Annotated in this window: 11 protein-coding genes; 4 read left to right on the top strand and 7 right to left on the bottom strand. The window is 45.0% G+C overall.

The annotated features are described in order from the left end of the window. Positions 1-160: 160 nt before the first annotated feature. Both dnaK and grpE read right to left on the bottom strand, forming a co-directional pair. Positions 161-2,080, bottom strand: a complete 1,920-nt coding sequence (gene dnaK, locus F8R13_RS08810; protein ID WP_152833708.1) for a molecular chaperone DnaK — start codon at positions 2,078-2,080, stop codon at positions 161-163. A gap of 173 nt (positions 2,081-2,253) precedes the next feature. Then, positions 2,254-2,814, bottom strand: a complete 561-nt coding sequence (gene grpE, locus F8R13_RS08815) for a nucleotide exchange factor GrpE (RefSeq protein ID WP_152833710.1) — start codon at positions 2,812-2,814, stop codon at positions 2,254-2,256. A gap of 190 nt (positions 2,815-3,004) precedes the next feature. Here grpE and F8R13_RS08820 point away from each other — a divergent pair, with 190 nt between their 5' ends. Both F8R13_RS08820 and F8R13_RS08825 read left to right on the top strand, forming a co-directional pair. After that, a complete protein-coding gene (locus F8R13_RS08820; protein WP_152833712.1) occupies positions 3,005-3,877 on the top strand; it encodes a tetratricopeptide repeat protein in 873 nt (290 codons plus the stop codon). Between the two features lie 114 nt (positions 3,878-3,991). After that, entirely contained in the window at positions 3,992-5,191 is a 1,200-nt protein-coding gene (locus F8R13_RS08825; RefSeq protein WP_152833714.1) for a hypothetical protein, read from the top strand. On the opposite strand, the gene hrcA is transcribed toward F8R13_RS08825, so the two are convergent. After that, positions 5,188-6,222, bottom strand: coding sequence for a heat-inducible transcriptional repressor HrcA (gene hrcA, locus F8R13_RS08830; RefSeq protein WP_152833716.1), 1,035 nt, complete (start codon positions 6,220-6,222; stop codon positions 5,188-5,190). The genes F8R13_RS08825 and hrcA overlap by 4 nt on opposite strands. A 167-nt stretch (positions 6,223-6,389) precedes the next feature. Here hrcA and F8R13_RS08835 point away from each other — a divergent pair, with 167 nt between their 5' ends. Both F8R13_RS08835 and recN read left to right on the top strand, forming a co-directional pair. Then, the gene (locus F8R13_RS08835) at positions 6,390-7,265 is read left to right on the top strand and encodes an NAD(+) kinase (protein ID WP_152833719.1); all 876 of its coding nucleotides are present in this window, start codon (positions 6,390-6,392) and stop codon (positions 7,263-7,265) included. A 72-nt stretch (positions 7,266-7,337) separates the two neighbouring features. Further along, the gene (gene recN, locus F8R13_RS08840) at positions 7,338-9,002 is read left to right on the top strand and encodes a DNA repair protein RecN (RefSeq protein ID WP_152833720.1); all 1,665 of its coding nucleotides are present in this window, start codon (positions 7,338-7,340) and stop codon (positions 9,000-9,002) included. Positions 9,003-9,053: 51 nt separating this feature from the next. On the opposite strand, the gene F8R13_RS08845 is transcribed toward recN, so the two are convergent. The 4 genes from F8R13_RS08845 to F8R13_RS08860 all read right to left on the bottom strand — a co-directional run bounded on the left by F8R13_RS08845 (position 9,054) and on the right by F8R13_RS08860 (position 15,131). Next, positions 9,054-9,929, bottom strand: coding sequence for a DUF2806 domain-containing protein (locus F8R13_RS08845; RefSeq protein ID WP_152833722.1), 876 nt, complete (start codon positions 9,927-9,929; stop codon positions 9,054-9,056). Between the two features lie 702 nt (positions 9,930-10,631). After that, positions 10,632-12,338, bottom strand: a complete 1,707-nt coding sequence (locus tag F8R13_RS08850) for a hypothetical protein (protein ID WP_216642616.1) — start codon at positions 12,336-12,338, stop codon at positions 10,632-10,634. 17 nt (positions 12,339-12,355) lie between these two features. Next, positions 12,356-14,209 carry an alkaline phosphatase PhoX gene (locus F8R13_RS08855; RefSeq protein WP_152833724.1) on the bottom strand — a complete coding sequence of 618 codons (1,854 nt, stop codon included), beginning with the start codon at positions 14,207-14,209 and terminating at the stop codon, positions 12,356-12,358. Between the two features lie 145 nt (positions 14,210-14,354). Further along, a complete protein-coding gene (locus F8R13_RS08860; protein WP_152833726.1) occupies positions 14,355-15,131 on the bottom strand; it encodes an SDR family NAD(P)-dependent oxidoreductase in 777 nt (258 codons plus the stop codon). Between the last annotated feature and the right edge of the window lie 55 nt (positions 15,132-15,186).

Here is a 15,186-nt window from a genome sequence, read left to right on the forward strand (position 1 = left end):
CCATAAAAGGAGATATTTAAACATCTCCCTATGCATCTGATGTTTTAGAGCCGCTCCGAGTGAGGCGAATTCGAGGCTAGGAATGTGAGGCTACAAATAGTAGCTGACCATTCCTGAACGAAGAAGTCGCCCGCTCGGGGCGAGCTATCAAACAATCAGATTACTTTTTATCGTCATTTACTTCTTCAAACTCCGCATCAACGATATCGTCATCTGCCGAAGAAGAACCTTGCTGGCTTGCACCCGCATCACCTTCTGGCGCTTGCTGAGCGTAAGCTTTCTCTGCTAGTTTTTGGCTAGCGGCTGCCAAGGCTTGAGATTTCTCTTCAATCGCTTCTTTGCTATCACCTTTGATGGCTTCTTCCAAATCGGCAATCGCTTTTTCGATTGCTTCTTTTTCTGCTGTATCAACGGCATCACCTTGCTCAGACAATAGTTTCTTCGTACCGTGAATCATCGCATCCGCTTGGTTACGAGACTCAACTAGTTCTTTCAACTTAGCGTCTTCAGCAGCATGTGCTTCAGCATCTTTCACCATCGCTTCGATTTCTTCTTCAGATAGACCAGAAGAAGCCTGAATCGTGATGTGTTGCTCTTTGTTGGTTGCCTTATCTTTCGCAGAAACGTTTAGGATACCGTTAGCGTCGATATCGAACGTTACTTCGATTTGAGGCGTACCACGTGGTGCTGGTGGGATTTCATCCAGATTGAATTGACCTAGAGATTTGTTCCCAGAAGCCATTTCACGCTCACCTTGAAGCACGTGAATCGTTACTGCAGCTTGGTTGTCTTCCGCTGTTGAGAAAGTTTGCGACTTACGTGTTGGGATCGTCGTGTTTTTCTCGATCAACTTGGTCATCACACCACCCATCGTCTCAATACCTAGAGATAGAGGCGTTACGTCTAGAAGAAGAACGTCGTTTACGTCACCAGACAATACACCCCCTTGAATCGCAGCACCCATTGCTACCGCTTCATCAGGGTTAACGTCTTTACGTGGCTCTTTACCGAAGAACTCTTTAACTTTCGCTTGAACCATTGGCACACGAGTCGAACCACCCACCAAGATAACATCGTCGATTTCAGATGCAGATAGACCTGCATCCGCCAACGCTGTTTTACAGGGTGCGATAGAACGCGCAACCAAATCTTCAATCAAAGATTCAAACTTGGCACGAGTGATTTTCATGTTCAAGTGCTTAGGACCCGTCGCATCCGCAGTGACGTATGGCAAGTTGATGTCAGTCTGCTCACGAGAAGACAGTTCAATCTTCGCTTTTTCCGCTGCTTCACGAACACGTTGTAGTGCTAGCTTGTCTAGTTTCAAATCAACGTTTTGGTCTTTCTTGAACTCAGTCGCGATGTAATCAACGATCACGTTATCGAAGTCTTCACCACCAAGGAAAGTGTCACCGTTAGTCGACAATACTTCGACTTGTTTCTCACCGTCCAGATCAGCTACTTCAATGATAGAGATATCGAAAGTACCACCACCCAAGTCATAAACCGCGATTTTGCTATCGGTCTTAACTTTGTCCATACCGTAAGCCAAAGCAGCCGCAGTTGGTTCGTTGATAATACGTTTTACATCAAGACCTGCAATTTTACCGGCATCTTTGGTCGCTTGACGTTGTGCATCGTTAAAGTAAGCAGGAACCGTTACCACCGCCTCAGTGATTTCGTGACCAAGGTAATCTTCTGCTGTTTTCTTCATCTTCATCAGAGTACGTGCAGACACTTCTTGAGGAGACAGTTTCTTACCGTCAACTTCTACCCACGCATCCCCATTGTCAGCTGCAATGATTTTGTAAGGAACCATGTCCTTATCTTTCGCCACAACTGCATCGTCAGCACGACGACCGATCAAACGCTTAATCGCGAACAAAGTATTTTCTGGGTTAGTGACCGCTTGACGTTTTGCAGAATCCCCAACCAATACTTCACCGTCTTGCGTATAAGCAACGATAGATGGTGTGGTACGTGCACCTTCCGCGTTAGGGATAACCTTAACGTCTTTACCTTCCATGACCGCCACACAAGAGTTGGTGGTACCCAAGTCAATCCCGATGATTTTTGCCATAATGTTTCTCCAAATTTGAGTTCCGAATCCTGTTCGGAGCACATGATTTTTAAATCTAAATTTTTAAAGGTTTTTCAAAGTTATCTTGTATATAAGGTAGGGTTTTTCGTTTTCAAGGCAATCACTCAAAAAATGTGAATTTTCTTTGCCTATTTCAAACCCTCTGCCCTAAATTACTGTGCAACGATGACGCGAGCTGGACGTACCAAACGCTCGTTCAACACATAGCCTTTCTGAATAACGTCCATGACCGTATTGGAATCATGCTCAGGTGACGGCACCATTGTCATAGCTTCATGGTGTTGCGGGTTGAACTTCTCACCTTTCGGATCAATGCGTTCTACGTTGAAATCCGCCAATACATCCAATGTTTGTTTGAAGGTCATTTCAAGCCCTTCGCGAATGCTTTCCAAAGTGGCTTCTTCCATCTTCGCGGCATCCATTCCCATTTCCATCGAATCCAAAACCGGAATCAAAGCGTTCACAAATTTTTCCAATGCAAACTTATGGGCATTTTCAACGTCAATACGTGTACGACGTTTTAGGTTTTCCATATCCGCAAGGGTTCTTAGCGCCAAGTCTTTTTGTGCTTCGACTTCTTTCTGCGCTTCTTGAAGCATGGCATTCAAGTCGTTTGAAACCGCTTGTTCGGCATCTTGCGTTTCTTCAGAAATTTCTGAATCAACAGTTGGAATTTGATCTTCAGCTGCTTGAGCCTGTTCTTTCTTCGACATGCATTTCTCCGCATAAAAAATAACTTAAATCGGCAGATTTATGGGGGCGTAATTTCAGGATTCAAGACAAAAACAGAATTTTTTTTCAAAAAAAACATTTTAAGGACACTTATTTAAGGCCGTTATGGATCACTCGGGCGGGTTTTTATAAGCCTGATATAATACGAGTACTGATGAAAAGGAACTTAATATGGCAAAACCAGACGTTTACAACTTTGAAATTTCCGACCAGGACTTTGACGATATCGTGCTCACCAACTCTCATAAACTGCCAGTATTCGTCCTGTTTTTAAGTCCCGCCATCGGTAGCTGTATTTCGCTGGAAAATATCCTCATCGACTATGCACACAAATTCGCTGGTCAATTTATCTTGGCAAGACTGGACATCGACATGTATGCTGATGCACGCGAAAAATTCAACATTCAAAACGTCCCGACACTCATGGTATTCAAAGACGGTGAAGCCGTTCATGAAGAAGTCGGTGTCATGACCTATGAGAGCCTTGCTGCGCTATTCAAACAATTCGGCATCTATAATCTTGCTGACGAACTGCGCGAGCAGGCAAAAGCCAAGCATAGCGAAGGCAACACACCGGAAGCGGTGCAACTGTTATCTCAAGCCGCCAAAGAAGATGCCGGCAATGTCGATATTGCCATGGACATGTGCCAGATTTTCCTGGACATCAACCTGCTTGCTGAAGCCGCGGAATTATTCACTCGCCTACCGGATAACATCAAAGAAGAGAAACGCCCCCGCTTTTTGATCGGTCAAATCACCTTCAAAAAACTGGCGTTGGACACTGCTGGCAAAGCCGCTTTATCTGAAAAACTGGCGTCACAACCAGAAGACGAAGACTCTTTGTTTGATTTAGCGGTTTGCTATATTGCTGAACAAGACTATGACACCGGAATGGCGCATCTTTTCAAACTGCTACAAAATAATCCTAACGCCAAAGGTGGCGGTGCTAAAGAACTGGCACTGGCAACCATCAATATGCTTGAAAACATGACACCGGAAACCGCAAATGAGTTCCGCCGCAGGCTCAATAGCGTTCTTTCCTAAAACGTCAAAATCTGCCAGGTTGGGGTACCACTTATCCTTCTATAGAAAATATGAAATTGTGGGCGTTTAACAGGTCTTCTAGAATGTCCATTTTCGTTAATACAAGGAAATGGAATGCCCTACGAAGTGAGCTCTAACCGGGTAGATATTGTCTACGACTTCAATGACGGCAAACCTCAAGCCACCCTCAAAGTTAACGACAAAACGCTCCTGAATAATCATGCTCGACTGACTGTCATCAGTCGCTTTTACGAAACTCAAGAGACATTTGTTGGACACCCTAAAAAATCGAAAGAATGGTGCAATGTCGAACTCTTTTCTGCAAACATTGAGCTGATAAATGAAATGGTTGTAGACCTGAATTTTTCGAGCTTCATTCCTTATGACTATGACCATAATCTGTCATCGCCTGGATTTTTTGCCGGAAATTTTATCTGTAAGACAGAATTCAAACTTGAAGTGGGCTCTCCTTGGCAACCGGACATCATAAAGCTCTACCCGATTCCTAGTGTATTGACGACAAAACCTCACCCGTCTCACCTTACGCCTCAAGATAAATTTGATTTCTGGCTTAATGTACGAAAATTGCAGCCAACCGCCAAAAGGCTCGCCTATTTATGGGCAGGTTTAGCCATCACACTTGCAACGATGCTTCAGATTATTGGTTATCATGATCAGTTCTGCGCACCGGATCACACTTGGTTATTTCACCGGGGAGCGCGCAGCTTTTTATTCCCCGTGGTTGCTGGTATCGGAGGTTCTTACCTTTTTTACCACTTCTTATATAAACTGGCCAAGACTTATCTAAGAGATTACCTCACCCAGATAAAAATCCATTGGCCCAAACGGGTTAAGAAAGATTCTACTCTTTATCTTAAAAACCTGTTGCAAGGAAAGCTGGTTTCAGACATTGACCACCTTCAAATCCGAGTGATTGCATCCAATATGCAACACGCCGTCATTGAAGGCGGCAGAAGCCGAAAACGAGTGTCATACCCCTGCAACGAAGTGATTCTGTTCGACAAAATTTTTCACGATATTAAAGCAGGAGACCAACTGTCGGACATTATCGACATTGATGACAAACTACACATGAAAGATGTTTTCACAACCTGCTTTCCAAATGCCGTTTATGGACGTTTCTATAAAATGGCGCTGATCTGGCAAATACAAATTATTCACGATGATCTAGTAGACCACTTGTTCAATGGGCCGAGTGATCTGTTTGAAATAACCGATTTCGAAGTGCTTCAACCATTGCGCTTTGGTAAAACGCTGTCCCGTCGAACGGGTAGCAACAAGCTGTCCGCTTAACGATTGCCTTTGAGCAGTGAACTGAGAATTTTGGCCGTCATATCGACACGCGGCACGACATGGTCGTAATGCATGCGTGAAGGTCCTACTACACCCAGTACACCGACCACTTCACCGTCCACGTCGTAAGGCGTGGTGACGATACTGCAATTTTGGTAGATTTCATGCCCGCACTCATTGCCTATAAATACCTGCACGCCTTTAGCTTGCATGGATTTATCTAATAAGTTCAGCATGTGGGTATGTTGCTCGAAAGATTGGAATAAAGCCTTAAGCTTGTCGGTGTCCGCCAACTCCTGATAATTCAGCAAATTGGTCTTACCGGAAATAAAGTAAGGCGCCGCCGTTTGCGTCTTGGCGTCTATCACTTGATCCGCCGCGTCCATAATGGCACGCATCAAACGGTTCATGTTCAAACGGATTTCATCCATTTGTCCCACCAGCTTTTGTTTGACGTCGCGCAAACTGTGTCCGACAAAATGCTGGTTCAGGTAATTCGCCACTTCCAACAATTCCGATTCCGAAGCGGATTCTTCCAACTCGATAATACGGTTTTGAACATCGTTATCATTGAGCACCAACACCACCAGCAAACGTCTTTCGCCCAAACGCACAAAGTCGATATGGCGCAAAACTTCCTGTTCTTTGTTCGGCAACATCACCAAACTCGCCATCCCCGTTAGGCTCGACAGAATATTGGAAGCAGATCCAATCAGCTCATCTTGCGTTTGCGCACGCTGAAACCCTTGCTGAATGTTTTGTTGTACGGTTTGGTTAAGAGGCTGTACCGTCAAAATCGTATCGACGAACACACGAAAACCCAAATCAGTTGGAATGCGCCCTGCTGAAGTATGCGGCGAATGAATCAACCCCATTCTTTCCAAATCTGCCATGACATTACGAACCGTAGCGGAACTCACCCCTACTTCCGGCAATTTTGCCAATGCAGTTGAACCGACAGGCTTGCCATCGTTCAGATACATCGACATCAATTTTTTAAATAAAAGCTCAGATCGTTCGTTAAAGTTCATATAGGAAATGTTTTTTGCGTTAATTAACCATATTATGGAAGCGATTTTTTCATTTTCAAGATAAAATCATCTAAATCATAATGAAAAACCCCTGCCAAATCCGGCAAAATCAAACTGCACGGAATTAGGTGATGACACATTAAAACGGATACTCGGGTTAACATCAAATGTTTAATAAAATCGGCATCTTCGGAAAATACAACGGCATTCAATCCTGGGAACTGATTGATAAGCTGATTCTCTATTTTCAAGAAAAAGAAAAACGCGTCATTCTGGATGCACATAGTTGCAAAGACTTTCCTGTGGAGCGCTATGGCATTGAAAAACTGCAACGCGAAGACATGCTCAAGGAAATCGACTTCGCCGTAGTGGTCGGCGGAGATGGCACTTTCCTGGATGTTGCCCGTACCATTGTCGACTTTGAAATACCGATTCTCGGTATTAACCTTGGACGTCTAGGCTTTCTCACCGACGTTTCTCCAGACTGGATGATCTATACCCTCAACGAAGTCTTGGCGGACGATTACAAATGTGAAGAACGCGTTATGTTGCATGTACAGATTCATCTGGACGGCAAATTGCTCTTTGAAGAAGTGGCGTTCAACGACGTCGTGCTACACAAAAACGACTCCCCTCGTATGGTCGAGTTCGAAACCTTCATTGATGACCGTTTCTTCAGTAGCCAACGCTCGGATGGATTGATTATCGCCACCCCAACCGGTTCAACCGCTTACTCACTGTCTGCCGGTGGGCCGATTGTCGATCCGGGGTTGGACGTCATGACATTGGTTTCCATCAATCCGCACACCATGAGCCATCGCCCGGTGGTGGTTTCCGGCAACAGCCGTATTCGCATCAAACCCCATGACAACTGCAATGGCACGGCATCCATTATCTGTGATGGTCAGGTGTCCTTTTTGATTGGCGCAAAACACGAAACCATCGTGACACGTCATCCAAAATTCATCAAAATGGTTCATCCTAAAGACCACGATCACTATGAGCTATTAAGAGCCAAACTGAACTGGGGTCAAAAACTCTAGGTAAAACGTTGGATAACGCCATTAAGCGACGACATTTATTTAGACACTTATAACTTTCTAATTTGAAGATTTATGCTGCAAACACTCACCATTCAAAACCTTGCTCTGATTGAAAAACTGTCATTGGATTTCCATTCCGGTTTTACAACCCTTACCGGGGAAACCGGCGCCGGGAAATCCATTTTATTGGACGCTCTCGGTTTGGCATTGGGTGAGCGAGCAGACAGCGGCTTGGTGCGTCATGGCACCCCCAGAGCGGACATCACTGCCGACTTTGAGATACAAGACCTTCCTCAAGTACAAGCATGGCTGGCGGACAATGAATTCGACGACGAAGGCAACTGCCTATTAAGAAGAACCGTTACGGCTGAAGGGCGTTCAAAAGCCTATATCAATGGCTTGCCGGCGTCGATTTCTCAATTAAAAGGCTTGAGTGATTTACTGATTGATATTCACGGCCAGCACGAACATCAATCCCTGCTTCACAGCAACAAACAACTTGAACTGTTGGATGCCTACGCTAACCATCCAAAACTATTGGAAGACACGCAACAATCCTATCAACAATGGCAAAGCCTTAAAAAGCGTTATAAAACCCTGCATGAGCAACAAAGTGACAGACAAAGTCAGCTAGACCTGCTCAACTTCCAGCTTAAAGAATTCGACAAAGTCATGCCCGTGGCAGACGAATATGACGCTTTGGCTGAAGAACAAAACGGCTTGGCGCACGCCAGTGAAATCAAGCAAGCCGTGTACAACGCCTACGAACTCATTGAGGGCGAAGAAGGCGTCACCGAAAAACTCAACAGTGCCATCCACGCATTGGACTCGGTTGCCGAATACAGCCCCACCTTGGAAAAGATTGCCGAGCAACTCAACTCCTTGTTGATAGACGCCCAAGAAGCTGCCAATGACATTCAAGCGCAAGACCATCATATTGAGCTTGATCCGGCACGTTTACAAGCAGTGGATGAACGCCTGTCAGAACTGTTTGGCTTGGCAAAACGCTATACGCTTGAGCCACAAGAATTAGTTGATAAGCACCAACAAATCCGCGATGCGCTTGCAGAGTTGGAAGACTCGGATGCGTCGTTGGAAAGCCTGAAGGCAGAGATAGAACAAGCAGAGATCGCCTACCAAAAAGCGGCAGATGCCCTTACCAAATCTCGCAGCACTTCCGGTAAGCAACTTGGCGATACCGTGACCGATGCCATGAGAACCCTCGGCATGGAAAACGGACAATTCAAAATCGAAATTACCCCTAGCGACAAACCCAGTGCCACAGGGTCTGATACCGTTAGTTTCCTCGTCACCGCCAACAAAGGACAACCTTTACAGCCGTTGGCAAAAGTGGCTTCTGGTGGTGAACTCTCACGTATCAGCTTGGCGATACAAGTTGCCAGTGCAGAAGTCGCTAGCCTACCGACATTGATTTTCGATGAAGTGGATGTGGGTATCGGCGGCGGTATTGCCGAAGTGGTTGGGCAAAAGATGCAACAACTGGGCAAGCACAGACAAATCCTATCCATCACTCACTTGGCGCAAGTGGCGGCTTACGGAAACCAACACTTGAACATTGCCAAAGCCACTGTCGATGAGCAAACGATTACGCAAGTGACTGAGTTGGACGAAGCTGAACGCGTTGAAGAACTCGCTAGAATGCTGGGCGGTATGACGATTACCGAAAATACGCGTAATCATGCTAAGGAAATGTTAGCGATTGCGCAGAGAAGTTAAAATTAACCCAGAAGAGGCTTGAAAAGCTATTTGTTGGTTATACGGTATAACCTATTTTTGAATTAGTGGAGTTGACAAAATTAAACCAGAGCCAAAAAGGCTTTTAATAATATAGTGGTAAAAGTCTTCGTTGTATTCTGCACCACTAATGACAGCAAGTTCACTACCAGCCTGTGTCAATAATGCTTGTCCTATTTGAATTTTATTTCCTTCATCATTTTGAAATTCCATTGTAATAGGTCTTCCAAAATAAAAAATTGTTGCATATTTATGAAACCCTTGACGAATATAACCGGTAGTAGGGTTAAAAGAAATCAAACCTAAACTATCCAGATGAGTTAAAGAAGCAAAGTTAATTTTGTCTTTAAATACCTCATCTTCAGAATTCAATATATACGGAGTTAAATCTCCCATCATTGAACAAAACTGGCAAAAATTAGTAAACAGTTCGGCATCTTGTTTGTCTAATGATGCAACAATATTTACAGTTCTTTTAGATACAGAACCAGGTTGGTTTGCTTCATCTGCAAGAAGGTTCGCCCAAATCGTCTGCATTTGCTTATCAGAAACGTTTTCACACTGATCGAAAAAGTGAGCTACCCAATCTTCATCCAACTCTTCAGTTTTAGCATTTTCTTTGATTAACTTTGCTGATTCTAAAGTAATAGACTCTATATTATCTTGCTTTCTAGATTGCTGATGTAAAAGCCTACCCATTGCTCTTTGTTCAAATTCAGAAAGCTCGATGCTTGAAATCAAATCCGTTCTAGCTGCATCTGCATTTGCCTTAGCCATTCTTTTAGTATGAAGTGGTTGATATACAAGCCCTACAGCACTAGAAACCTTTTCAATAAAAACTGTTACAGGCTTTGCTAAATCTCCATCTATATTGATGTTTATCAATCCATTTTTACCATCGTCAGCCATCGAATAAAAACCTCGTTGAAAAATTGAGGATTCAAGAAAGCTCAATCAAAAATCCTTATATGACTTGATTTTATGAAACGAAAAACAATAAATCAATTTGTATTCTACAGACTTATAAAATCTGCCAGGTTGGGGTATTTGAATTGTTTACTACCGTTTCGTCCTGAGCGCTTCTGATTTCACTATTTCTATGTAGATATTCTTCATGCGCTCACCCTACTTTTTTAAACAAAAAAGTAGGCAAAAAGTTTTGCCCTGCGCAAACGCTCTGTGTTGCTAGGCTACTCGCTGAAAATGATGAACTCGTTCACTTCGTTCTCTCAAACAGCATCATTTCCTTACGCTCGCTACGCCAAGCAACAAAACGAGCTTTTTACGATGGGCGGATCAGTGCGTGAACCTGACAGGTTGTGCAAGTTTCCGCGAGTTTTTTTAAACACCCTTTGAAAATTCACCGCCCTACTTCTTAACGAAGTGAACGCGTTAAAAATGGCGCTGTTTGAGCGAAGCGAGTTCGCCATTTTGCGTGAACGAGTTTAGAAGTATCGGGGAATTTTCAGGGTTGCCTTTTTGGGTTACTTTTTTGGCAACGCAAAAAAGTAACAAGTCGCCCAAAGAAGAAAAATACAGAAAAACAAGACTCTATCTTAGGGCGGCTTAATTTATCTCCCCTCCCAGCCTGGCAGATTTTTACAACCCAAACTATTTAATGACTTTGACCTCTACTGGCTTTTCCACACCCGTCATTTTGCCCGCCTTAACCAAATCGTAAACCGTTTGATTTAATGGTGCAGCATGCGCATCTCGCCCTTTTGCAAAACTCTGCTCATCCACAATCACTTTATAGGCTTTATTGAGCTGCATGGCGCGTTGCTGACTAGGCCAAAGCAAGTAGGTAATGTCTTTTTCTAAATGCTTTTTAGCTTGCGGTTTGAGCTGACCGTTCTTGTCGAAAAACTTGGCTTCGACTTCGTTATTGTCTCGGAACTCATTACCGGAATGATTTTGTAGCAGATAGTTGGCAAACTCGCCTATCTGTCTACCATCCACCTCAACCAGCTTGTCCACAACGTTTTTCAGGCTGTGCTGAGAAGCATGAAACCAACCTTGCCGAAAGTGAGTTTCACCCAACTTTCTTGGAAAGGCAAAACTACTATCAGTGGTCGCGCCAATACCGGAATGACAACCGATACACGACAAGGTTTCCTGATAAGTTTGTGGACGCAATGCGCCTTGCTGGTCTTCAATAAACCCTTGATACACCCAACCTTGTCCGTTGTATAGGCCAGTTTCTTCATTGCCTTGCACACGACGTAAACGCTCGGGAAAATCATCCGCCTCTTTCACTTCCGACATGGCGGCATTGCGCAGTTGAAAGTAAGTATTCCACGCGACTTTACGGGCATAGCGCACCTCTTTCATTCTGGCCGACAAGGTGACACCGCCTTGCTTATCAAATGCGATATAACGCACGGTATGCAGAAACTCAGTCCCTTCCGGGTACAAACCTGCCGCCAAATGCACTTTACCCGCCTGTTGCAATGCTTTGGCTTGCCCGACATAAGACATATTTTGACCTTTGAGCGGTGCCCAACGATAAACCACTTTGCCGGCCATATCAAGTTTGCCATTGCGGTTTAAATCGACGCCATACAAGGTTTCATCCACGGAAGAAATCGCTACGTCACGGCGTTGAATCATTGCCTCGACAATGGCGAGGTTCAGCTTATAAACAGCCAAACTAAACTGCCCTTTTTCATCTTGCTGAAAGGGCGTTGAAAGACGAATCAACACATCATCGGTACTGCCATTGGTCGGCCAGAAAGCACCAAAAAATGGACGATAACCGAATGCTCGCCACCCGGTGAGCTTGCCATTTGGTGCTTTATCAAACCCTTGATTGTCGAAGTGAAAGTAGGCATCTGGTAGATAGCCGTTCCAACGACCATCCTGATTGACATCCCAGGCTTTGGGTAAATGGGCTGTCAACTTTTCATCCAACAGCAACTTGCCCTGATGTTGGTAGTTGCTTTGTTGGATATAACTGACGATTTGCTGGTCGGAAATCTTGGCAATCTGAGGTCGCCTGTCTTTAAACAGGTTTGACCAAGGATTGCGGCGCATGGATGCGGGAAAGTCATAACTCAGTTGTAAGTCGGCGTCATCCGCAAAATTGGGGGCGAGACTTTGAGTATGACAGGCAAAACAAGGGTTATGCACATGAGCGATTTGCCCGATGCCGACTTTGTGTTCTGTCTTTGTATAGCACTGTGGCGGAATATAACGCCCCAACACATCTATCGGTTGAGTTGATGCGCTTGCAATGATACTGACCAGTAACCCGAAAAACAAAAAGCCGGCCTTGGACACAAAACCGACTTTTGGACTGGAAATAAAACCCGATTGCATGACTTAAGCTTGCAACATCAATTTGGTTTCACGCCAAACTTGAATGGTCCGATATAACCGGCTTCAGTTTTGGTATCAACCCCTGCCGGGCGAACATAGTCTTTTTCCACTTCACCGAATGGGTGTTGTGTAGTCAGAGTCAAATAACCGAATCCGTTAATGTCTTTGTACCAGTAAGGCGAGGTGGTTTCCGCGCCGAAAGGCACGGTGAAGATACGTTGCATTTCATCCGACTTGGTGTGATAAGCCCAAACCATGTCATTTGGATGTTTGCTGGTGTCTTCACCCACAACCAACAAATGCGCGCCCGGTAGATAAGTCAGGTTATCCGGGTTGGCAACACCGTTGATGTCACACTTGTTACCTTCGTACTCAGTGCCTTTATAGCTCTTAGGCGTGCCTTCCAACAAACCAACCATGTTTTTCACCACATAGTCAGAACCGATTTTTTCGTCTTTAGCGACATCTAACTGATAAACACCACCGCAGAAGTTATAGTCCAAACGAATGTCGTTCGGCCCACCAATATCGTATTTGTCTTTCGACTTACCTTTTTTGGCGTAGTTTTCCATGCCTTCACGTACTTTCGACATAGCGATATACAATTTGTTGTCGTCCGGGTTAAAGGTAATGCCCTCTTCCTTATTGAACTCGACTGTCGCACCTTTATAGGCCGCGAAACGACGCGTTTCCAAACGGCTGGCAATGGCTTCGTCAGCAGCATCGACTTTACCGTCTTTGTTGACGTCCATCAGTTTCAAACACTCATGTCCGGCGGATGCGTTGATCGACTGGAATCCGGTCGGGCAAGAGTCACCTTTCGGTTTGGCTGTCTCGAAAATATCGTCAAAACGTGGCTTAGCGGCAACAACCGCTTTAATGCTTTTATCATCGGCATGACCTAATGAAATCCATTCGATTTGTGCCGCTCCTAGCCCTTTCGACCAAGTTTGATGCCACTTGGCGGCATAAAGTGTTCCCGCGCTTAAATCCTGCGGCTTGTCAGCGATGAACATGTAGAAACCAACGTTCGCACCGTCATCAGACAAATAGACCGTGCGGTTGTCTGGCATGACATACGCCAACTCATGCGCGAAACGCCCCATGCTGTAGTGTTTGGTGTACTGAGGTTGCCCCTTGTCATTAATAGAGACTTCAGGCGTCCAACCGTAGAAATAAGGATTGTTTTTCAGAATGTCGCCGTGCCAGTAGAACTCACCGACTGACTGATAATAACGGTTGCTTTGATAAGGCTTAGGCGCTTTTGGATTGGCATCCGGTTCATATTCTTCCGACCCCAAATGTGACTGCCAAGGCGTGGTGACCCCCGCACAATGTACCCAACCACCGAAATATTCTTTTTGACTAATGAATTGCAGGGTATCCGGTTTCAAATGCAAGTCACCATCCGGTGTCTGTACCAGTTGATTGACATACATCGCCCCGGGTCCACACTCGAATTGTGACACCATATACAACTTGTCGTTCTTTTGTAGAATAGACACGTGATCCAACCCAGAACCTTCGCCGGTATCCGTACCGTTACACAAATAAGCTGAACCATCGGCTTCGCGAATAACTTTGTCCTGATAATCCTTCACCACACCGAAAGTTTCACCATTATCTTTCTGTCCCGTTTGCATCAAACGGTAGTAATCGATGTTTTGCACCTGACCATTAACCGTCACTTGTTTGACTGAACGGATTTCGTCTTTTTCCTGCTGTGTCACCGCAGGCGCAATCGGCTGAAAATCGACGGATAACTTAGCTGGTTTTTGTGAACTTGGTTTGGTTGGCTGTTGGCTACAAGCGGCCAAACCACTCACAACCATGACGGATAAAATTGAACGATAAAGCAATGAAGTTTTCATAACACATCCCAGTGAAACAAGTAAGTTTCGCTAGTTTAAAAACACTGTATGAAAACAAAGTGACAGGAAAATAAAGTTTCTGCGACAGTGCAAAAATCTACCAGGTTGGGGTAAACACACTCACCCCCAACCTGGCAGATTTTGATTATTGATCTCGGTGCAACACCGTAGGGCTTCGCTGAGCTGTTGGCATCACTAAAGTATGCTGAATATTGACATGCGCCGGTGCATTCAAAATATAGACAATCAAGTCAGCAATATCCTCGGCGCCAAGCGGGGTAAAGCCGTCATAAACCGCATCCGCTTGGGTTTCATTGCCGTCAAAACGTACTTTGGAAAACTCGGTATTTGCCGCACCCGGTGCGACATTGGAGACGCGGATATTGGTACCGACCAAATCCAAGTTCATCGCCTCACTCAAAGTATGTACTGCAGACTTGGAAGCGCAATAGACATTGCCGCCCGGATAGGTAATGCCGCCCGCCATACTACCGATATTGATGATATGTCCCGAGTTTTGCGCACGCATTTTTGGAATGACCGCACGGCTGACGTAAAGCAACCCTTTGATATTGGTGTCGATCATCTGTTCCCACTGCTCGATTCTGCCTTCGTCGATATTGCCCAAGCCCAACGCCAAGCCTGCGTTATTGATGAGGATATCGACCTTGTGTTTGGCATAGACATCAGCAAACACCTCGTTGACCTTATCCAGCTCTCGAACGTCCAGCACATAGGTTTTCACCGTGACCGGATACTTCGACAACTCATCTTTCAATGCCGCCAAACGCTCTGCTCGGCGCGCCATTAAAATCAAATTCACGCCCTGCTCCGCTAAAGCGAAAGCACATGCCTGACCGATACCGGAGGTCGCGCCGGTAACGACTGCGGTTTGGTTTTGGATACGATTTTTATTAGCCATATTTTTCTTTTGTCTCGTGGTTGTTCGTACAAAAAATTCAAAACGATAGCGTAAG

Origin of the sequence: Hydrogenovibrio sp. JE_KL2, assembly GCF_009296185.1 — a bacterium.
Taxonomy (GTDB): Bacteria; Pseudomonadota; Gammaproteobacteria; order Thiomicrospirales; family Thiomicrospiraceae; genus Hydrogenovibrio.